A 19,792-nucleotide genomic window follows, 5' to 3' on the forward strand; every position below is an offset into this window, starting at 1 on the left:
CTTCGGCACGAAACATCCGTCATGCTGAACTTGTTTCAGCATCCACCTTGCCCCACCGGCGACCGGACGTGCGGCGGGGTGGACCCTGAAACAAGTTCAGGGTGACGGCACAATTTTGGAGACGACGTCGGTTCGGTCAAGCCAGCGATTGCACTCGCGCTACACCCACCCCATTTCAGCCCAGACCAATACAGGGGCATTCATGACACCGATCCTGGCCGTTTCCGGCCTGACCAAGACCTATGCATCGGGCCTGACCGCGCTTGACCATGTCGATCTGACGATCAACCGCGGCGAGATTTTCGCGCTGCTCGGGCCCAACGGTGCGGGCAAGACGACACTCATCAGCATCATTTGCGGGCTTGTGACGCCGAGCGCGGGGACCGTGAGCGTCGACGGGCATGACATTCAGCGCGACTACCGCGCCGCGCGCTACCGCATTGGGCTCGTCCCGCAGGAATTGTCGACCGATGCGTTCGAAACCGTGCTCGCCACGGTGAAGCTAAGCCGCGGGCTATTCGGCCGCGCACCCAACCCGGCCGTCATCGAGCAAATCCTGCGCGACCTGTCGTTATGGGACAAGCGTAACAACAAGATCATGGAGCTTTCGGGGGGCATGAAACGCCGTGTGCTGATCGCCAAAGCGCTGTCCCACGAGCCCGATATCCTGTTCCTCGATGAACCGACCGCGGGCGTCGATGTCGAGTTGCGCCGCGATATGTGGAATCTGGTGCGCGGGCTTCGCGACCGGGGCACCACGATCATCCTGACGACGCATTATCTGGAAGAGGCCGAGGAAATGGCCGACCGCGTCGGCGTGATCCTGAAGGGCAAGCTGATCCTGGTCGAAGACAAGACGACGCTGATGCAAAAGCTCGGCAAGAAGACGCTGACGATCAACCTCGCCGAACCGCTCGCCGCCGTGCCTGCGGAACTGGCGCAGTGGAATCCGGTGCTGAAGGCCGATGGCTATGAGCTGGAATATGTGTTCGAGGCGAATAGCGAACGGACCGGCATCCCCTCGCTGCTGCGGGCGCTTGGCGATCTGGGGATTGGCTTTAAGGACTTGAACACCGCGCAAAGCTCGCTCGAGGATATCTTTGTCGGGCTCGTCCACCAATCGGCGGAGCAGGCAGCATGAACGGGATGAACTGGCACGGTATTGCCGCGATCTATCAATTCGAGGTCGCCCGCTTTGGCCGCACGATCGCGACCAGCCTGTTGACCCCGGTCATCACCACCTCGCTCTATTTCATCGTGTTCGGCTCGGCGATCGGATCGAAGATCACCACGGTGGATGGCGTACCGTACGGCGCGTTCATCGTGCCAGGGCTCATCATGCTGTCAATGCTGACCGAGGGGATCGGCAATGCGAGCTTCGGCATCTATATGCCCAAATGGTCGGGTACGATCTATGAACTCCTCTCCGCGCCGATCTCGCCGCTGGAAACCGTGATCGCTTATGTGGGCGCCGCGGCGACCAAATCGATGATCCTGGGACTAGTGATTTTGGCGACCGCGCATCTCTTCGTGGCGCTGCCGATCGCGCATCCGCTGGCGATGATCGGCTTCATGCTGCTCACCGCGATCACCTTCTGCCTGTTCGGCTTCGTGCTCGGCATCTGGGCGAAAAGCTTCGAGCAGTTACAGATCGTTCCGCTGCTGGTGATCACCCCGCTCACCTTCCTTGGCGGCACCTTCTATTCGATCAAGATGCTGCCCCCCGCGTGGCAATGGATCACCCTGTTCAATCCGATCGTGTATCTGATCAGCGGCTTTCGCTGGACCTTTTTCGGGCAGGGCGATGTGGCGATCGAGTGGAGTTTGCTGGCGATCGCGGTGTTCTTGGGAGCAACGCTGACGGCGATCGCGTGGATTTTTAAGACGGGCTATCGGCTGAAGAGTTGAGAGAGGGGGCGAAGGCACCGCGTCTCGCTGAGGTCGCAAGGCAGCGGGACCCCGGGTCAAGCCCGGGGTGACGAATAGGGGGCAAAGTCGAGCAATAACAGCCCAATAATGCACGTCACCCCGGGCTTGACCCGGGGTCCCGCTTTTCTCATCCAACGCCGATGGAGCGCATAAACAAGGGCGGCTGGGTCTACATCATGGCCGATCGCTATCGGGGCACGATGTACATCGGCGTGTCCTCCGACCTCGCGAAGCGAATCAATCAGCACCGATCCGGAAACGGCTCTGACTTCTGCGCGCGATACGGGCTGAATCGCCTCGTTTGGGCCGAGCGCGGCGACGATATCGTCAGCTGCATCGAGCATGAAAAGCGTTTGAAGCGATGGCGGCGCGAGTGGAAGTTTGAGTTGATCGAACGCGGCAATCCTGAATGGCTGGACCTTTACGATACGCTGGTCTGAGGAAGAAGAAGAAGAAGCGGGACCCCGGGTCAAGCCCGGGGTGACGAGGGTGTTGGAAGGGGCAATCGGAGGATTACTCTGCCCCTCACTTCACCACCGGCAGCACCAGCTTCGATCCGGGGCACACCCGCTGCTCGGCCTTCACGAAATCCGCGGGCTTGGCGCGCAGGATGTTCGGAACAAAAGTCTGCGGGTTGCGGTCAATCACGGGGAACCAGCTCGACTGGATTTGCACCATGATCCGGTGGCCCTTTTTGAACACGTGATCGTGATCCCGCAGCGGCACGTCCCAGGCGGTCACCTGTCCGGGCACCAGTGCCTGCGGGGTCGTATCGCTCTTCAGATAGCGCCCGCGCCGCACTTCCATCGCGATCGGCAGCTGGTAGCCGTTCAGCTGCTGCGGATAGGCGCCGAGCGGTTTGGCGTTGTCGAACTTCTCATAATACTGCGGCAGTACGTCGATCAGCTTCACCACGAAATCGCTGTCCGTGCCGGTGGTCGAAGCCATCAGCTCGGCCAGATACGCGCCGGTCACCGTCAGATCGGCCTCCAGCGGCGCGCTTTCATAGCTCAGCACATCAGGCCGGTGATCGACGAAGCGCTGATCCTCCGCCTCCCACCATTGCCATTCGGGGCGCGGATAGGTGGGCGAGATTGGGCGCGGACGGAACGGCACCGGGTTGGCGGGATCGGAGGTGTAGCTGCGGCATGCTTCCCCTGCTGGCGGCGGTTCGAAGGAGAGCGATCCATCGGCGCGCAGATACAGGCTGGTCGCGGTGGCGCCCGGCGCGGGCCAGCGCGGATAGTCCTTCCACACCCAGGACCCGCTCTGGAAGCTCTTCACTTCGTAAGACGGCTTGGCGCCCTTGCCGTGCAGCCAATGCGCGAAGAACGGGGCCTGGATTTCCTCCACAAACGTGGTGCCGGTATCGACGCCGTAAGTGATTTTACCCAGATTGTTCGCGCCGGGGCGGCTCCACTGGCCATGGCTCCATGGTCCTGCAACCATCAGGTTCAGGTTCTTCGGGTCCTTGGCTTCCTGCTTTTCATAGATGCGCCAGCTGCCCCAGGGGTCTTCCTGATCCCAATATCCGGCAACGTTCAAGGTCGGCACCACCGTTTTGCCGAGCGTATCTGACCAGCGCTGATCGGTGTAGAAACTGTCATGATCGGGGTGATCGAGCATCGACTGGAATAGCGGCACCCGGCCTTTGAAATAGGTTTCCAGATTTTCGACCGGGCCGAGTTTCAGGAACCAGTCATAGGTATCGACCGTGTCATACTTGAAGTCGGCCCCGTCGCCCTTGTCAGCCTGCAGCGAATAGACCCAGTCCGTGAAATAGCTGAGCCGGAAGGCGCCATTGCGATGGAGATCGTCATTCTGCCAGTAATCAATCCACGCGGCTTGCGGGCTGACCGCCTTTAGCGCCGGGTGCGGCTTGGCCAGCGCGATTGCGGCGGCGAAACCGGGGTAGGAAATGCCCACCATGCCGACCTTACCGTTATTGTTTGGGATGTTCTTCACCAGCCAGCCGGTAGCGTCATAGGCATCGGTCGCTTCATCCACCGCCTTGGGATCTTTCGGGTGCACCGCCGTCGACAGCGTGAAAACGCCGTCCGATCCGAACCGACCGCGCATTGACTGGAAGACGAAGATATAGCCGTCCTTCACCAGCGCCGCCCAACCGCGCGGCACTGATCGTGGGGCGGCCCCGGGGATGCCATAGGGCGTGCGCTGGAAAAGCATAGGCAGCGGCCCCTTCTGGTCGCGCGGCCGGATGATCACGGTTTCCATCTTCGCGCCGTCCCGCATCGGCACCATCAGCTTTTCGTAGGTGAAGGGCGATTCAGCGGGCGTCGTGGCGGGCGATGATGCGGCTTGAGGGCGAGCGGCAAGCGTCACCGGCATCGCGGCGGCGGCAAGCAGCAGGACAAGGTGGCGGACGCGCATCGACTATTCTCCCCAGGACGGTGCCGCGAACCTAACCCGGCCCTCGCCGATGGGAAAGCGCCGATCGCCGCGTTTAACGGCTTGCCGAAGCACCCTTCGCAACCAGTTGGCGCATCAGCGAAAAGCGGCTAACGCCTGCAGCGCATGGGCAGGAAATTTCAACGATGAGCGACGACGCCGACCGCATCGACGAACTGATGGGGACGACCGATCTGGCCAACGCTCTGGGCAGTGATCGCTTCAAGCAGTTTCTGGATCACGTGCCCGTGGCGATTGCCGTGTCGGAGCTTCATCCGTCCGAAGTCGTGACCTATGCCAATCTGGAATTCGCCCGCCTGACTGGCCAGAACGTGGCGGAGATCGAGGGCAAAAGCTGGCGCACGCTGCCGGGAATCGCCGCTGCGGCGGACGACGAACGCCTGCTGCGCGACGCGATCGAAAACGATGCCGACTATATCGGCGAATTCCGCATCGATCGCGAGACCGGCACGATCCATGTCGATGTCTGGTCGAACACGATCGAGGATGACAGCGGCACGCCAATCTATCGGCTGGTCGCATTGGGCAGCGCGGCGGGTGATCCCGATCCCGAACAGGTCGCCAAAGCAGCACTCCGCGCCAAGGACAATGCGCTGCGGGAGCTGCAGCACCGGGTGAAGAACAACCTCCAGATGATCACCGCGCTGATCCGGCTGGAAGCGCGCAACGTGCCCGATGACGAAACCGGCGAACGGTTCGATCGTTTGGCAGGGCGGATCAACGCGCTTGCGACGCTGTATGATGCGCTGTCAAACGACAATGCCGATGATACGATCGATCTGGGCGTCTATCTGGCGCAGATTGCCAGCTCAGTGATGCAGGCGCATGCGGTGGAGGGCATCCGGCTCGACATGACGATCGACACCTGGCCGGTCTCGGTCGATGTCGCGATGCCGACCGGGCTCGTCGTCAACGAGGTGCTGACCAACGCGCTAAAACACGCCTTCACCGGGCGCGATGCGGGCACGATCAAGCTTCACAGCCTGATCGACGATGAGGGGTGCCATATCACGATCGCCGATGACGGCATTGGCCTTCCCGCTCAGATGGTATGGCCCGAACGCGGCAAGCTGAGCGCGATCATCGTCCAATCGCTGCGCCAGAATGCATCGGCCAGGATCAAGGTCGATTCAGCGCCAGGCCAAGGGACGAAGGTGGTGATTTCGTTCAAACGCGCGGCGGCAGCACCGACGGGAGGCGAGGCGAGCGCATAAGCGCCGAACCCTCAATCGATCCGGTGCTCACCCTTCACCCAGCGCACGGTACCCGAGCTTGACCGCATCACCACGCTCTCGGTGGTCATCTTGCCCTTCATGCGCTTCACGCCGGCGAGCAGCGATCCATCGGTAACCCCGGTCGCCGCGAAAATGCAGTCGCCCTTGGCGAGTTCCTTCAGATCATATTGCTTGTCAAGATCCTTGATGCCCCATTTGGCGGCGCGGGCGCGCTCGTCATCGTTGCGGAACACCAGTCGACCCTTGAACTGCCCGCCCACGCAGCGCAAAGCCGCCGCCGCCAGCACCCCTTCCGGCGCGCCACCCTGGCCGATATAGATATCGATCTGGGTATCGGGATTGGTCGTCGCGATCACGCCTGCGACATCGCCATCGGGGATCAGCATGATGCCGCAGCCAATCTTGCGCAGTTCGGCGATCAGTTTTTCATGGCGGGGGCGATCAAGCACACAGGCAACGATATCGCGCGGCTTGACGCCCTTGGCCTTGGCGATCGCCTTCACATTTTCGGTCGGTGTCTTGTCGAGATCGATGATATCCTTGGGGTAGCCAGGGCCGACCGCGATCTTATCCATATAAACATCGGGCGCGTTGAGCAGGCAGCCTTCCTCGGCAATTGCCAGCACCGCGAGCGAATTCGGCCCGGCCTTGGCGGTGATCGTGGTGCCCTCCAGCGGATCGAGCGCGATGTCGATCTTGGGGCCCTTGCCGATAGCCGAGCCGACCTTTTCACCGATATAGAGCATCGGCGCTTCATCACGCTCGCCCTCACCGATCACGACGGTGCCGTCCATGTAGAGCTCATTCAGCGCCGCGCGCATCGCCTCAACCGCAGCAGCATCGGCAGCCTTTTCATCCCCGCGCCCGACCAGCTTGGCAGCGGCCACGGCGGCCGCCTCGGTAACGCGCACCATTTCGAGAACGAGAACGCGGTCCAGGACCTTGCTGGCTTTGGGCATTGGGCATCCTTCTTATTGCTTGCGCTCGCGGATAGGACGAAGGGCATGGGTTGTCGAGAAATAGTGGGTGCAATTCCGATATATCGTATCTACGTTAATTATCGATCAGAAAGCGGATCGCGATGAACGACACCAATATCGACAATGGCTGGACCGATCCTGACGACGCGCCGAAGCTCGACGCCGACTGGTTCGCTGGTGCCGACCCACGCGACGGTAACCGCCTTGTTCGGCGTGGGAGGCCTCCGATCGATCATGCCAAGCGCGCCGTGTCGCTGCGCCTCGATCCCGATGTGATCGACTGGTTTCGCGATTCAGGCCCCGGCTGGCAAACACGGATCAACGCTGCGCTCCGCAAAGCTGCGGGACTTTAATCCCGCAGCAATTCGTTGATGCTCGTCTTGGAGCGCGTCTGCGCATCGACCTGCTTCACGATGACCGCGCAATACAGCGCTGGCTTGCCATCCCCACCGCCGATGCTGCCGGGCACCACCACTGAATAGGGCGGCACGACCCCGCGGTGGACTTCGCCCGTCGCGCGATCGATGATCTTGGTCGATGCGCCGAGATAGACGCCCATCGACAGCACCGCGCCCTCACCCACGCGCACACCCTCTGCCACTTCGGCGCGTGCGCCGATGAAGGCGCCGTCGCCGATGATGACCGGATCAGCCTGAAGCGGTTCGAGCACGCCGCCAATCCCGGCCCCGCCCGAGAGATGAACGTTCTTGCCGATCTGCGCACAGCTGCCGACCGTAGCCCAGGTATCGACCATCGTCCCCTCCCCCACATGCGCGCCGATATTGACGAAGCTTGGCATCAGCACCGCGCCCTTGCCGATAAAGGCACCGCGCCGCACCACGCTGCCCGGTACCACGCGGAAGCCGCCGGTCCGGAAATCTTCCTCGGTCCAGCGATCGAATTTCAGCGGCACCTTGTCCCACCAGGTGCCCAGACTCGGGCCGTTGCCAGCAAAGTCCGAGTCGGCTTTGATGAGCGCATTATCGTTCAGTCGGAACGACAGCAGGACAGCTTTTTTCAGCCATTGGTTAACGCGCCAGCCGCCCGCGCCATCGGGTTCGGCCACACGCGCCTGGCCGGAATCAAGCAGGGTGAGCGCGGAATCGACGGCATCGCGGACCGCGCCCTTGGTCGCGCTGTTGATCTGATCGCGCTTTTCCCATGCGCCGTCGATCAGGCCCTGCAGTTCCTCGCTCATGCGTCCTCCATTATCTCGTGTAACCAGCCGGTGATGTCTGAAATCGTGAAATCGATAAAGTCGCGATCCTGATCGGCGTGCTGTTCGGATCCGTTATCGATCCATACCGTCGTCATGCCGATCGCCTTGGCGGGCTTCAGGTTGCGGGCCATGTCCTCAAAGAAGATGCTGGCGTGCGGATCAATGTCATACGCCGCGCAAAGCCCTGCATAAACCGATGGTTCGGGCTTGGGGACATAGGCTGTCGCGTGGATATCATGGATCGCCTCGAAGCTTTCGGACAGGCCGATCCGGTCGAGCACCTTGCGCGCATAGGGCGCATCGCCATTGGTGAAAATCAGCTTGCGACCGGGCAGCCGCGCGATCGCGGCGACCAGCGGCGCGTTGTGTTCAAGCACGTCCATCTCAACATCATGGACATAGTCCAGATAATCGTGCGGATCGGTGCCATGATCGTCCATCAGGCCGGCAAGCGTGGTGCCGCGCGCGTGGAAATAATCCTTCTGCTTGGCGCGCGCCGCCACCGGATCAAGCCCGAACCGATCGGCGATATAATCGGTAATTCTTTGATCGACTTGAGAAAAAAGGTTAATGTTTGCCGGATACAAAGTGTTATCCAGATCGAAAATCCAGTTGCGGATATGGGCAAGACGCGCGAGCATAGGCTCGACCCTCTAAGCGCCCATCAGGAGGGGAGCAAGGCGAGGTCGCCGATCGATTGCCAAAACAGCCGGCCGATAAAGATGAGAGACCGGATCGAGTGTGAAGCAGGCCACACCAAGCAGCCAGGGCACGACAGGAAAAAGGCAGGGACCAGCAATGCGCAGAATGACGTCAAAGCACCTGCTTCAATCGGCCATGCTGGCTGCATTCGTCACTACGGGTGCCTGTTCGTCCGGTAGCGGCGGTGGTGTAATTGCGCCAACGCCACCAGCGCCGGCCCCCATTCCGACTCCGACTCCCACGCCAACTCCCACCCCAACGCCAACGCCAACCCCAACCCCAACTCCGACCCCAACGCCCACGCCCACGCCGACACCAACGCCGACCCCCACTCCAACACCCACACCGCCTCCGGTAAGCAACTTCGATACCGCCGAGTATCGGATGACGGTCGGCAATGTGTCCGCGAATTCGCTTGCCGCCTATCAGCGCGGGGCAACCGGCGCGGGGATCATCGTCGGGGTGATCGATAGCGGCATCGATCTTCAGAGCGCGGAATTCGGCACCCGGATCAGCGCGGCATCGGCCAGCACGGCGAACAACGGCACCATCGATGACGAATCGGGACACGGCACCGCAGTAGCGTTCACTATCGCAGGCCGACGCAACGATGCCGGAACGCACGGCATCGCGTTTGATTCCACCCTGCTCGTGCTGCGGACCGATACGCCGGGCAGTTGCGCGGGCACCACGCCGAGTGGCTCTGCCACCACCAGCGGATGCACGCATAGCGACCGCAACATCGCCGCGGCGATCGATCTAGCCGTCACCAACCGGGCGAAGGTGATCAACATTTCGCTCGGCGGATCGGCCGGGACCAACACCTTTTTGCAAGCGGTGGACCGGGCGACGGCGGCGGGTATCATCATCGTGATTTCAGCGGGCAATGATGGCGCGATGAACCCCGATGCCTTTGCAGCAGTCGCTACCAACGCAGCGGTTGCGCGCGGGCTGGTGATCATCGCTGGATCGGTCGGCACGTCCGATGTCATCTCCAGCTCCAGCAATCAGGCCGGAACCGGCGCGAATTTCTTCCTGACGGCCGTTGGCGAACGCGTGCGCGCGCCCAACCAGGAAAATGTGCCCTTCCTGTGGAGCGGCACCTCGTTCTCCGCCCCGCAGATCAGCGGCGCGGTCGCATTGCTGGCACAGGCTTTCCCCAATCTTAGCGGCACGCAGATTGTCGACATCCTGTACCGCAGCGCGCGCGATGCCGGGGCAACAGGGATCGATGCCGTTTATGGACGCGGTATACTCGATCTCACCAGCGCGTTCGCACCGATCGGCCAGACATCGCTGGCGGGATCGCGCGTGCCCGTCTCGCTGGTCCGCAACGGCGCTACCTCGGCACCGATGGGCGATGCCAAGCAGGGTCCGCTCGGCACCGCGATTCAGGATAGTTTTGGCCGAGCCTATTCGCTCAACCTCGCCCGGACGCTGACGGCTGCCCCGATTCAGCGGATGCTGACGGGGGCGCTGACAGGCTATCAGCGCAACTACAGCGTCAGCGCGGGATCATCAGCGATTGCCGTCACGATTGCGCCGGGGCGCGAGCGGCCCGAGGTTGAACGGCTGCTGCTGGCGCCCGGCGATGCCGATGTGGCGCGCACGCTTGCCGCGACGATTACAAGCAAGCTGGGCAGCAAGGCCCGGTTCGCGATCGGCTTTTCGCAAAGCGCGTCCGCCATGACCGCGCAACTCGCCGGACGCAGCGATCCCGCCTTCCTGATCGCGCCAGACCCCGCCCAAACGCAGGGGTTTGCCAGCACCACCGCCGCATCGGTCGCAGTACGCCGCGATCTCGGCAAGTTCGGGCTAACCGTGGCGGCGGAAAATGGCGCCGTGCTTGCACCAGGGCTCGAATTATTGGCCGGGCAACAAACCCGCATGCAGCAATCGCGCTATGATCGGATGTCGGTCGCGCTCGACCGGCGCTTTGGTGCCCTCTTCACCTCGCTCAACGCCACGCATTTGCGCGAGCGTGACACCGTGCTCGGCGCGCGCTTCGGTGACGGGCTAGGTGCTGCACAGGCGAACAGCTGGTTCATCGATGCCGCTGCGCGTGTCGATTTCGGTGCAGGCTGGTCGATCGGCGGGACATGGCGGCAAGGCTGGACGATGGCGCACGCACGCGCCGGGCTTGATGGATCAGGGCTCATCGGCACCACCGCCTTTGCCGCTGACATCGGCAAGCGCAATTTCCTGTTCGGCGGGGACAGCATGGGGCTGCGCGTGTCGCAACCGCTACGCTTAACGCGCGGCGGCGGCATCGATCTGCGGCTGCCGGCATTTTTCGACTACGGCACCAACAGCGTCAGCAGCTTCGCCACACAGCGGCTGAACCTGGCGCCCACCGGTCGTGAGATCGATCTGGAGGCCCGCTATGGCCTGCCATTATGGGGCGGGGCGTTCCAGACGAACCTGTATTTGCGGCGCGACCCCGGCAATGTCGCCACCTTCTCGGACGATTATGGCATTGCATTTCGCTTCTCGAAGGAATTCTGACGGGGCTGGTGTAAACGCCCCCGCCGCCCCATCTTGGCAGACATGACAGCATATTCGCTTCTCGATCTTGTCCCCATCGTCGAAGGCGGCAGCGTTTCACAGGCGCTCGCCAATGCCGCCGATCTGGCCGTCCATGCCGAAGGGCTGGGGTTTAGCCGCTACTGGATTGCCGAACATCATGGCATGGCCGGGATTGCCGGGGCGGCCACATCAGTCGTGATCGCGCATGTCGCCGCCGCCACGCGCCGCATTCGCGTCGGCGCGGGTGGCATCATGCTGCCCAATCATGCGCCGCTGGTGATCGCCGAACAGTTCGGCACGCTCGACGCGCTGTTCCCCGGTCGGATCGACCTGGGGCTTGGCCGTGCGCCGGGATCGGACATGAAGGTCGCGCGCGCGCTGCGCCGCACGCTGGAAAGCGATGCCAACGCCTTCCCGCAGGATGTGTTGGAGCTGCAAAGCTATTTTGCTGATGACGGGCAAACCGGCATCCGCGCGACCCCCGGTGCAGGCGCACGCGTCAGTATCTGGATTCTCGGATCGAGCACGTACGGCGCCCAGCTCGCCGCCGCGCTTGGCCTGCCCTATGCCTTCGCCTCGCATTTCGCGCCCGATGCGCTTGATGAGGCAGCGGCGTTGTACCGCCACTATTTCCGGCCATCGGCGCTGCTCACCAAACCGCATTTCATGGCCGGGTTCAATGTGTTCGGCGCGGACAGCGATGACGAGGCCGAGCTACTCGCCACATCGCAGCAACAGGCGTTTGTAGCGTTGCGCTCCGGCAATCCGCGCCAGCTGCCCCCGCCGGTCGCTGGCTATCGGGAGAGCCTGGGGCCGCAGGGCGCGGCGATGCTCGATCAGGTGCTGCAATGCTCGGCCGTTGGTGGCCCCGCCAAGGTAGCGCGCGACATCGCCCGCTTCATCGTACGCACCGGCGCGGACGAGCTGATGCTGACCAGCTCAATCTATGATCACGCCGCCCGCAAGCGCAGCCTAACAATCGCGGCTGAGGCGATGCAGGCGGTGCGCCACGCCGCCTGAAATCTAGGCCAGGTGAACTTCTGCCGCGTCGCAAAGCGGCTGCATGTCGCACTCGGTGCATTCTGCGGTCAGACCGTGCGCGCACTTGGCGCAAGCGGCGATATGTAAAACGTTGAGTTCGTCATGTGCGATCGCCGCTTCGGTACAAACGGCCCGCGCTGTCATCACGCGCTCCTGCAATGCTCGCTGCTGATGCAGCTGCCGGTCAATGCTGGTTTCCATAAAATGTCACTCCCGTCCCGTGGTGGGGGGGTCCGACTCCACCACGTCGGTGTAGAGCAATCATATCGGTCGCGATACGCTTTAGACTGCCGCAGGCAGTCTGAGCCGCACAAGCAGCCCGCCCAGATCCTCGCTCTCCTCAAGCGAGACGGTACCTTCATAAATTTCTGCCACGTCACGCACAATGGCGAGGCCCAGGCCGGTGCCAGGCTTGCCCGTGTCCAACCGCGCGCCGCGATCGAAAATGCGGACGCGATCGGCCTCGGGAATGCCCATCCCGTCATCCTCGACCAGGAATTCGACGAAACCGGCCTGCGCCTTTACGGTCACGAACACGCTGCCGCCGCCATATTTTGCAGCATTTTCGATGAGATTGCCGAGCATCTCATCAAGGTCCTGGCGCTCGACATGCACCTTCAGATCCTTTGGCCCATCAAGGTCGAAGCGGACATGGCTGTACAGCCGCCCCACGGCACGTTCGACCGATTCAAGGCTTGGCCACACATCACATCGGCTGTGCGCGTTGCCACGCCGCCCTACCGCCCGTGCCCGCGCGAGGTGATGATCGACCTGACGGCGCATCGTTGCTGCTTCGCGGATAACGGTCGGGCCGAGATCAGCAGCATTGGCGGTTGCTGCGTTCATGATCACGGTCAGCGGCGTTTTCAGCGCATGGGCCAGGTTGCCCGCGTGCCGCCGCGCCTCTTCGGCCTGGCGCTCGTTATGCGCGATCAGGCCGTTGAGTTCTTCGACCATCGGCGCAACCTCAACCGGCATTGCACGATCGATCTGGCGCGATTGGCCGCTCCGCATTCGCGCAATCTCCTCACGAACCTTGCGCAGCGGCCACAGCCCGTAAAAGGTCTGCAACGCCGCCATCACGATCAGCCCCAGCGCGAGCATCAAAAAGCTGATCAGCAAGGTCTGCTGCAACGCCCTGATCTGCTGGTCGAGCGCAACCCGGCTACCCGCGACCTGAAATCGCCACCGCACCGGCGAGCCCGGCAAACGGACATCGCGCTCAATGACGCGCAGCTTTTCATCAGGAAACTGCGTGCTGTCATAGATATGGATGGCCATATCCTGGTGATCTTTGCGATATTGCAACCGCCGATCCCAGAGCGAACGCGACGGAAAAGCCTCCGCCCCCTTGGCGCTTACCTGCCAATAAAGCCCCGAATAGGCCTCCAGGAAGCGCTGGTCCGCCGGTTCGCGATTGAAGATGACCTGCTGTTCGGAATCGAATTCGGCTGATGCGATCAGCGCGGTCAGCACATATTCCAGCTGATCGTCGAAACTGCGCGTTACGGCGTTGGCGAGCACCCGATTGAGCGCGAAGCCACCGCCGGTTAGCAACAGCGAAATCCACACCGCCGCAATCACGATCATCCGTCGGCTCAGCGAACCCGTTGTTCGCGTAACGAACGGCGTCGTGTCGCTAGCCGCCGGGGTCCCGGACAGGTCCATGTCAGCGCCGCCCGATCAGATCCGACGCCGATCAGGCATCGCGATCTTCCAGGCTATAGCCAAGCCCGCGGATCGTAGTGATCACGTCCTGGCCGAGCTTTTTGCGGATACGCGTGACGAACACTTCGATCGTGTTCGAATCGCGATCGAAATCCTGATCATAGATATGCTCGATCAGCTCGGTCCGGCTGACCACCTTGCCCTTGTGATGGATCAGATAGCTGAGCAGCTTATACTCCTGCGCGGTCATCTTCACCGGCTCACCGGCCTTCGTCACCTTGCCCGATCGGGTGTCGAGGCGGATGTCGCCTGCAATCAGCTCTGAAGAGGCATTGCCCGACGCGCGGCGGATAAGCGCGCGCAACCGGGCGATCAGTTCTTCGGACTGGAAGGGCTTTGCCACATAATCATCGGCCCCGGCATCGAGCCCGGCGACCTTGTCTGACCAGCTGTCGCGCGCGGTGAGCACCAGCACGGGCATCACCTTGCCCTCCTTGCGCCAGCGATCGAGCACCGTCAGCCCGTCAATCTCGGGCAGACCAAGATCGAGCACGACGGCGTCATAGCTTTCCGTCTGGCCAAGAAAGAGGCCTTCCTCACCGTCCGTTGCCAGATCGATCGCGTAGCCAGCGCCTTCCAGCGTGTTCTTCAGCTGCTGGCCCAGACTGGGCTCATCCTCGACGATCAACACGCGCATAATTTCTTCCCCTTGGTCAGTTGCGCAGGCAATCTGGGTCAATTGCCGGTCCGGCCGATGATCTGGCCCGAACGGCCATCGACATCGACCCAGATCACATCGCCATTGCGCAGGAACTTCAAGGTGTAAATGCCGGTGCTCGAATCGAAGTCGACGCCGATATACTGCGCGCCCCGCATCGTCGGCAGCACGCGGCGCTCGATTTCGGGCAGCGGCAACAGGCGGCCCGTGCGCAGTTGCACGAGCACCTCGAGCTGTTCGCCACGCCGCTGTGCGCTCGCCTCAGCGGACGGAATCACGGCCAGCGCCAACGCCAGAAAAGGAAGAAACCTCATCGTCATGGGAATTGGCATAGGGCGTGCGCGTTGAACAGCCCGTGAATGCACTCGTCAGCCAACAGCAACTTGCCGCAGCGCAACAAGACCCCTAACGGCACCCCATGGCTGCACCAATCCTTGCGTATGAAAATCTCGGGCTCGTCCAGGGCTCCGGCTGGCTGTTCCGCGATCTCGATATTCACATCGGCACGCGCGACCGGCTGGCGCTGATCGGCCGCAATGGCGCGGGCAAGACGACGCTGCTCAAGCTGATCGGCGGGCGGATCGAGGCCGATGAAGGCCGGCGGACGATCGTGCCGGGCACCCGCGTCATCCTGCTCGAGCAGGACCCGCAAGTGACAGGCTTTGCGACGCTCGAGGATTTCGTGATGGCGGGCGACGATGCGCCGGAAAAGCATGAGGCCGACGCGATTGCCGACCAACTCGGCATCGACCTGAGCCGCGAAGCCGCCAGCGCATCGGGTGGCGAGCGCCGCCGTGCCGCGATCGTCCGTGCCCTCGCGCAAGATCCGGACGTGCTGCTGCTCGACGAGCCGACCAACCATCTCGACATCGCCGCGATCGAATGGCTCGAAAACTGGCTGGCGCGGTTTCGCGGTGCCTTTGTCGTGATCAGCCATGATCGCACATTCCTCACCCGGCTGACCAAGCAAACTTTATGGCTCGATCGCGGCTCGATCCGCCGCGCCGAGGTGGGCTTTGGCGGGTTTGAGGCATGGACCGAGCAGGTCTATGCCGAGGAGGCCCGCAACGCCGAACGGCTCGACGCCAAGCTGAAGCTCGAGGAACATTGGCTGCTGCGCGGCGTGACCGGGCGTCGGCGGCGCAACCAGGGGCGGCTCGCCAAGCTCAAGGAAATGCGCGCCACGCGGGCAGCGATGCTGGGGCCGCAAGGGTCAGCCAATCTGTCGATCGGCAATGACGATGTTCGCACCAAGACAGTGATCGACGCCAAGGCCGTGACCAAGAAGTTCGGCGATCGCACGATCATCGACAATCTCACTTTGCGCGTTACGCGCGGCGACCGAATCGGCATTGTCGGCAAAAATGGCGCGGGCAAGACGACCCTACTCAAGCTGCTGACCGGCGAGATCGCCCCCGATATCGGCCATATCCGCCTTGCCAAGACGCTCGACGGGGTGATCATCGATCAGCAGCGCAGCCTGATGTCGCCTGAAAAGACGGTGCGCGATGTGCTGTGCGATGGCGGCGAATGGATTGAGGTGCAGGGCGTCAAGAAGCATATCGCGGGCTATCTGAAGGAATTCCTGTTCGATCCGAACATGACCGAGGCGCGCATCGCCACGCTGTCGGGCGGGGAACGATCGCGGCTGTTGCTGGCACGCGAATTCGCCCGCCCCTCCAACCTGCTGGTGCTCGACGAGCCTACCAACGACCTCGATCTCGAAACGCTCGATCTGCTGCAGGAAGTGATCGGCGATTATGACGGCACCGTGCTGATCGTCAGCCATGACCGCGATTTCCTCGATCGCACGGTCACGATCACGCTGGGCCTCGACGGGAGCGGCCATGTCGATGTCGTGGCAGGCGGTTATGAGGACTGGGAACGCCAGCGCAGCCAGCGGGTCGACACCAAGCGCGCGCCGGCGGCCAAGGCATCATCTGCCGCACCAGCGCCGCCGCCTGCGCCGCGCGCCAAGCTGACCTACAAGGACCAGCGCGATTATGATCAGCTGCCAAAGCGGATCGAGGAGATGGAGAAAACCATCGCGCGGAACGAGGCGCTCCTCGCCGATCCCGATCTCTACACCCGCGATTTCGCGCGGTTCGAAGCGCTGACCAAGGCGATCGAGCGCGAGCGTACTGAGAAAGAAGCGGCGGAGATGCGCTGGCTGGAGCTGGCGGAACAGCTTGAGGCGCTCGGCTGATTCGGCGAGTTACGCCGCGAGGCTGAGCGTTACCCTTGTCCCTGTCGCATCGCTCTGGGTGGTGATCGTACCGCCGGCTTGGCGGGCAAAGGCTTCCACCAGTTTCGATCCAAGGCCGCCGTCGCGTTTTTCATTGGTGATCCGCGTCGGCATCCCGATCCCGTCATCAGCGACCACGACCTGCCAGCCGCCCGGCGCCTGACTGAACGATACCGCCATCGTCCCCGCCTCGCGATCATGAAAGGCGTGCTTGGTCGCGTTGGTCACGAGTTCGTTGACAACAAGGCCGATCGAGACTGCCCGATCGCGCGGCACCAGCGCGTCAACGCTGTTGAAATCAAGCGTGATCGCACCGCGCATCTTCAACACATCGGCCAGCGCCGCGCATAATTCCGCCAGATACGCGCTGATCTGCACCGAACCGGGCTGATCGCCACCGCGATACAAATGCCGATGCGCTCGGCCGATGCTTTCCACCCGCATCAACGCCTCGCCAAGCGCGGCCGCGGTCGTCGGATCGGCACGGCGGCGCTGGAGCTCGAGCAGGCTGACCACGATCGCGAAGTTGTTCTTCACCCGGTGGTCGAATTCTTCGAGGAACAGATCGCGTTCAGCAACCTGGCGATCGCGTTCGGCAGCCGCATTGCGCACCGCGCGGCGGAATACTTCAGCAACGATGATCGTCGCGGCAGAAGCAAAACAAACGATGGCGATGGTCGCCGGACCTGCCTTGTCGATGAAAGCAAAGGAGTTCTGCATCGGCATGATGTAATACCACGCGCCCATAACGAGCATGGCCGCACATACCACCCCCGCCTGCCAACGACCCGCCAACGTGGCCAGCATGATGCCGGGATAGATCATCGCGAAAGGGGCAACGCCCGGTGCCACCACATCGAGCACCAGCCGCATCACGCCGAACAGCATAACACTGATCAAGCCGATACCAATCTGGGTCAACCAGATCGGAATGCGCGGGGCAAGGGCCAGCGGCAGATCGAATTCAACCAGTTTCGGCATCGCTCGCTTGGGAAGATAATCGACGAACAAGTCAATCGATAACGATGCTCTATTGTTCCGAATGGCCCCAATTTTGCTGTCTAGCGCAACGCGGCCAATAGTGCAGTTGCCGCCGCGCGATCGGTAAAGCGCGGATCGGCGAGCACCTGCGCAATGTCAGCGCGCGCGCCTGCGTCCTGGCCCAGTTCTGCCTTCACCTGCGCAATGTGCCAGCGCAGCCCGCTATGCCAGGGCGCGATCGATACGGCTTTGCGCATCAGCTCCAGCGCCGCTTCATTCTCGCCTGCCTGATGAAGCGCCCAGCCAAAGGCGTCGGTTGCGGCGGGGTTTAAGGGAGCCAGTCGATAGGCCGCAGCGCCGTACAGGCGAGCTGCATCAAGCTCGCCGTTCCCGGCATAGGCATAAGCGAGTTCGGCGAGCAAAGTTGCATCGCGATTGCCAAGCCGGGCGCGGAGCCCCTCAAGCCCGTCAATCGCCGCATCCCATTCACCCGCTGCGATCTGCCAGTGCGCGGTGAGCCGAAGGGCCGCGACGTTCATCGGGTTCTGCGCCTGAAACAGCGCCAGCACCACCGCTGCCTTGCGCCGATCACCGGCGCGATCATAGGCATCGACCACACGCAGCATCGTCGCTTCATCGAACCGCAGATTGGCCGCGCGTGCATAGGCAGCGGCGGCATCGCGCGGACGCCGCATCTGCAGCAGGATGTCGCCGACAAGCAAATGGGCCTGCGGTGCCCCGGGTGCCTGCCGCACGAGCCGTTGCGCTTCCGCTAATGCCGGACCCAATCGCCCGCTGTCGATCAGCCCACGCACATAAGTGACCGCAAGCACCGGATCGTCGGGGCGCTGATCAAGCGCACCCGCTGCTGCGGCAAGCGGCACATCGCTGCCGAACGGGTTTGTCTCATCCCGCGCGGGGATCGCTGCGCGATCGAGCAGCCGCGCGGCCCAATCGCGTTCGTTCGTGGTTTCGAATGCCTGCCCCGCCAGCCCAAGCACATAACTATCGGCATCGCCGCGCACCGCAATCGCGCGCAGCACCGCCAGCGCCCCCGGCGCATCGCCGGATTTGAGCAATGCCGCGCCCAGCAATCGCCGCGCGTCGAGGTTCATGGGCTGCAGGCTCAGCAGCCCGCGCCATTGGTCAATCGCCTGTTGATAGGCCCCCGCCCGATAATCGAGCATCCCGCCCAAAAGCAGCGGTCCGGGCTGGCCGACCAGCGCGCCATTGGTGCGCTGGAGCAGGCTGCGCGCCAGATCGTCATTCTCCGCCCGCGCGGCCATCACCGCTTGCAGGTAAAATGCCTGCGGGCTTCCCGGCCGAGCGGCCAGCGCCTGCCGCGTCGCCCCCAGCATTGCGGTGTAGCGCCCGGCATCGCCAAGCGTCGCTGCATATTGGATGAGTGCATCGTGCCGCCACGGATCGACCCGCAGCGCGGTTTCGAACCACGGGAGCGCGGCAATCAACCCATATTGCCCGCGTACCAGTTCGCCGCGCAGCACCAGCGCGTCGACATTGCCCTTGTCGATCGCCAGCGCCCGATCGGCGGCGGCAATAGCACCGGCGATATCGCTCGATTGCTGGCGCACCCGGCCCAGATCGGTCCAGGCGAGGTCATCCGCGCCGTCGGTCGCCTCGAGAATCTTTGCGAGCAGCCGCTGCGCCTCGGGCAGCTTGCCCTGCGCCGCCAGCGCCCGTGCACCGATGCGGAGTGCATAGAGCCGGTAGCGCGGCTGTGCCCGGTCAACCTCGACAAGCGCGCGTTTCGTATCACCCTGCAGCAGCCAGGCATGGGCATAAAGCTGATGTGTACGCGCCATATCGAACCCGGCATCGCGCGCACGGCCAAGCTCGCCCTCTGCCGCTGCGCCCTCGCCAAGCGCCAGATAGGTGCGCGCAAGCACGGCATGGGCAAGGCCCCAGCCCGGATCGGCATTGACCGCCTTCAATGCATGGCTGCGCGCCGCCGTCGCTTGGTTCTGGTTGAGCAATCCAAGGCTCAGCGCGAGTTCCTGCCGCGCCGTCGCGCCATCGGCACGGGCGGGGGAGTAGAGCGCGGTCAATGCCAGCAGCGATGCTGCCATCGCGAGTGCCGTCAGCCCAAAGCGCCGGGGG

General features: G+C 62.9%; 18 protein-coding genes. 8 read left to right on the forward strand and 10 right to left on the reverse strand.

The features are described from left to right. Nucleotides 1–202: 202 nt before the first annotated feature. The 3 genes from B7Y49_RS02585 (at nt 203) to B7Y49_RS02595 (ending at nt 2,369) form a co-directional block, all read left to right on the forward strand. Complete coding sequence (locus tag B7Y49_RS02585; RefSeq protein ID WP_374126002.1) at nt 203–1,141, forward strand: ABC transporter ATP-binding protein; 939 nt, start codon at nt 203–205, stop codon at nt 1,139–1,141. Beyond that, a complete protein-coding gene (locus B7Y49_RS02590) occupies nt 1,138–1,908 on the forward strand; it encodes an ABC transporter permease (RefSeq protein WP_374126003.1) in 771 nt (256 codons plus the stop codon). Before B7Y49_RS02585 ends, B7Y49_RS02590 begins: the two co-directional genes overlap by 4 nt. A gap of 161 nt (nt 1,909–2,069) precedes the next feature. Next, entirely contained in the window at nt 2,070–2,369 is a 300-nt protein-coding gene (locus B7Y49_RS02595) for a GIY-YIG nuclease family protein (protein ID WP_374126004.1), read from the forward strand. A gap of 85 nt (nt 2,370–2,454) precedes the next feature. Here B7Y49_RS02595 and B7Y49_RS02600 read toward each other — a convergent pair whose 3' ends face one another. Then, nucleotides 2,455–4,320: a CocE/NonD family hydrolase gene (locus tag B7Y49_RS02600; RefSeq protein WP_374126005.1), complete on the reverse strand. Its 1,866-nt coding sequence runs from the start codon at nt 4,318–4,320 to the stop codon at nt 2,455–2,457. A 164-nt stretch (nt 4,321–4,484) separates the two neighbouring features. Here B7Y49_RS02600 and B7Y49_RS02605 point away from each other — a divergent pair, with 164 nt between their 5' ends. Then, a complete protein-coding gene (locus tag B7Y49_RS02605) occupies nt 4,485–5,573 on the forward strand; it encodes a sensor histidine kinase (RefSeq protein WP_374126006.1) in 1,089 nt (362 codons plus the stop codon). Between the two features lie 11 nt (nt 5,574–5,584). Here the strand turns inward: B7Y49_RS02605 and glpX are convergent, their stop codons facing one another. Continuing rightward, the gene (gene glpX / locus B7Y49_RS02610; RefSeq protein WP_374126007.1) at nt 5,585–6,553 is read right to left on the reverse strand and encodes a fructose-bisphosphatase class II family protein; all 969 of its coding nucleotides are present in this window, start codon (nt 6,551–6,553) and stop codon (nt 5,585–5,587) included. Between the two features lie 122 nt (nt 6,554–6,675). On the opposite strand from glpX, the gene B7Y49_RS02615 reads away from it, so the two are divergent. Continuing rightward, a complete protein-coding gene (locus B7Y49_RS02615) occupies nt 6,676–6,927 on the forward strand; it encodes a BrnA antitoxin family protein (RefSeq protein ID WP_374126008.1) in 252 nt (83 codons plus the stop codon). On the opposite strand, the gene dapD is transcribed toward B7Y49_RS02615, so the two are convergent. Beyond that, nucleotides 6,924–7,772 (reverse strand): 2,3,4,5-tetrahydropyridine-2,6-dicarboxylate N-succinyltransferase, encoded by an 849-nt coding sequence (gene dapD / locus B7Y49_RS02620; RefSeq protein WP_374126009.1) that lies wholly within the window; start codon nt 7,770–7,772, stop codon nt 6,924–6,926. The genes B7Y49_RS02615 and dapD overlap by 4 nt on opposite strands. Beyond that, complete coding sequence (locus tag B7Y49_RS02625) at nt 7,769–8,434, reverse strand: pyrimidine 5'-nucleotidase (RefSeq protein WP_374126010.1); 666 nt, start codon at nt 8,432–8,434, stop codon at nt 7,769–7,771. Before B7Y49_RS02625 ends, dapD begins: the two co-directional genes overlap by 4 nt. 460 nt (nt 8,435–8,894) lie before the next feature. Between B7Y49_RS02625 and B7Y49_RS02630 the strand changes: the two genes are divergently transcribed. Next, nucleotides 8,895–11,000, forward strand: coding sequence for a S8 family peptidase (locus B7Y49_RS02630; RefSeq protein WP_374126011.1), 2,106 nt, complete (start codon nt 8,895–8,897; stop codon nt 10,998–11,000). 42 nt (nt 11,001–11,042) lie between these two features. Beyond that, nucleotides 11,043–12,041: an LLM class flavin-dependent oxidoreductase gene (locus tag B7Y49_RS02635; RefSeq protein WP_374126012.1), complete on the forward strand. Its 999-nt coding sequence runs from the start codon at nt 11,043–11,045 to the stop codon at nt 12,039–12,041. Between the two features lie 3 nt (nt 12,042–12,044). Here B7Y49_RS02635 and B7Y49_RS02640 read toward each other — a convergent pair whose 3' ends face one another. From B7Y49_RS02640 to B7Y49_RS02655, 4 genes are all read right to left on the reverse strand, one after another. Further along, nucleotides 12,045–12,263: a hypothetical protein gene (locus B7Y49_RS02640; protein WP_374126013.1), complete on the reverse strand. Its 219-nt coding sequence runs from the start codon at nt 12,261–12,263 to the stop codon at nt 12,045–12,047. Between the two features lie 81 nt (nt 12,264–12,344). Next, nucleotides 12,345–13,730, reverse strand: coding sequence for a HAMP domain-containing sensor histidine kinase (locus tag B7Y49_RS02645; protein ID WP_374126014.1), 1,386 nt, complete (start codon nt 13,728–13,730; stop codon nt 12,345–12,347). Between the two features lie 31 nt (nt 13,731–13,761). After that, entirely contained in the window at nt 13,762–14,427 is a 666-nt protein-coding gene (locus tag B7Y49_RS02650; protein WP_374126015.1) for a response regulator transcription factor, read from the reverse strand. Nucleotides 14,428–14,465: 38 nt separating this feature from the next. Further along, nucleotides 14,466–14,762 carry a hypothetical protein gene (locus B7Y49_RS02655; protein ID WP_374126016.1) on the reverse strand — a complete coding sequence of 99 codons (297 nt, stop codon included), beginning with the start codon at nt 14,760–14,762 and terminating at the stop codon, nt 14,466–14,468. A 104-nt stretch (nt 14,763–14,866) separates the two neighbouring features. On the opposite strand from B7Y49_RS02655, the gene B7Y49_RS02660 reads away from it, so the two are divergent. After that, nucleotides 14,867–16,654: an ABC-F family ATP-binding cassette domain-containing protein gene (locus B7Y49_RS02660; RefSeq protein WP_374126017.1), complete on the forward strand. Its 1,788-nt coding sequence runs from the start codon at nt 14,867–14,869 to the stop codon at nt 16,652–16,654. Nucleotides 16,655–16,663: 9 nt separating this feature from the next. Here B7Y49_RS02660 and B7Y49_RS02665 read toward each other — a convergent pair whose 3' ends face one another. Next, the gene (locus tag B7Y49_RS02665; protein WP_374126018.1) at nt 16,664–17,674 is read right to left on the reverse strand and encodes a sensor histidine kinase; all 1,011 of its coding nucleotides are present in this window, start codon (nt 17,672–17,674) and stop codon (nt 16,664–16,666) included. A gap of 80 nt (nt 17,675–17,754) precedes the next feature. Then, on the reverse strand, nt 17,755–19,761 hold the full coding sequence (locus B7Y49_RS02670) for a tetratricopeptide repeat protein (RefSeq protein ID WP_374126019.1): 2,007 nt from the start codon (nt 19,759–19,761) through the stop codon (nt 17,755–17,757). Nucleotides 19,762–19,792: the final 31 nt, after the last annotated feature.

The sequence above is a fragment of the Sphingomonas sp. 28-62-11 genome, assembly GCF_002278865.1.
In the GTDB taxonomy this organism is placed as follows: Bacteria; Pseudomonadota; Alphaproteobacteria; order Sphingomonadales; family Sphingomonadaceae; genus Sphingomonas.

Coding starts and splice junctions, on each gene's coding strand:
- B7Y49_RS02585 (WP_374126002.1), top strand. CDS start 203: ATGACACCGATCCTGGCCGTTTCCGGCCTGACCAAGACCTATGCATCG.
- B7Y49_RS02590 (WP_374126003.1), top strand. CDS start 1,138: ATGAACGGGATGAACTGGCACGGTATTGCCGCGATCTATCAATTCGAG.
- B7Y49_RS02595 (WP_374126004.1), top strand. CDS start 2,070: ATGGAGCGCATAAACAAGGGCGGCTGGGTCTACATCATGGCCGATCGC.
- B7Y49_RS02600 (WP_374126005.1), bottom strand. CDS start 4,320: ATGCGCGTCCGCCACCTTGTCCTGCTGCTTGCCGCCGCCGCGATGCCG.
- B7Y49_RS02605 (WP_374126006.1), top strand. CDS start 4,485: ATGAGCGACGACGCCGACCGCATCGACGAACTGATGGGGACGACCGAT.
- glpX (WP_374126007.1), bottom strand. CDS start 6,553: ATGCCCAAAGCCAGCAAGGTCCTGGACCGCGTTCTCGTTCTCGAAATG.
- B7Y49_RS02615 (WP_374126008.1), top strand. CDS start 6,676: ATGAACGACACCAATATCGACAATGGCTGGACCGATCCTGACGACGCG.
- dapD (WP_374126009.1), bottom strand. CDS start 7,772: ATGAGCGAGGAACTGCAGGGCCTGATCGACGGCGCATGGGAAAAGCGC.
- B7Y49_RS02625 (WP_374126010.1), bottom strand. CDS start 8,434: ATGCTCGCGCGTCTTGCCCATATCCGCAACTGGATTTTCGATCTGGAT.
- B7Y49_RS02635 (WP_374126012.1), top strand. CDS start 11,043: ATGACAGCATATTCGCTTCTCGATCTTGTCCCCATCGTCGAAGGCGGC.
- B7Y49_RS02640 (WP_374126013.1), bottom strand. CDS start 12,263: ATGGAAACCAGCATTGACCGGCAGCTGCATCAGCAGCGAGCATTGCAG.
- B7Y49_RS02645 (WP_374126014.1), bottom strand. CDS start 13,730: ATGGACCTGTCCGGGACCCCGGCGGCTAGCGACACGACGCCGTTCGTT.
- B7Y49_RS02650 (WP_374126015.1), bottom strand. CDS start 14,427: ATGCGCGTGTTGATCGTCGAGGATGAGCCCAGTCTGGGCCAGCAGCTG.
- B7Y49_RS02655 (WP_374126016.1), bottom strand. CDS start 14,762: ATGAGGTTTCTTCCTTTTCTGGCGTTGGCGCTGGCCGTGATTCCGTCC.
- B7Y49_RS02660 (WP_374126017.1), top strand. CDS start 14,867: ATGGCTGCACCAATCCTTGCGTATGAAAATCTCGGGCTCGTCCAGGGC.
- B7Y49_RS02665 (WP_374126018.1), bottom strand. CDS start 17,674: ATGCCGAAACTGGTTGAATTCGATCTGCCGCTGGCCCTTGCCCCGCGC.
- B7Y49_RS02670 (WP_374126019.1), bottom strand. CDS start 19,761: ATGGCAGCATCGCTGCTGGCATTGACCGCGCTCTACTCCCCCGCCCGT.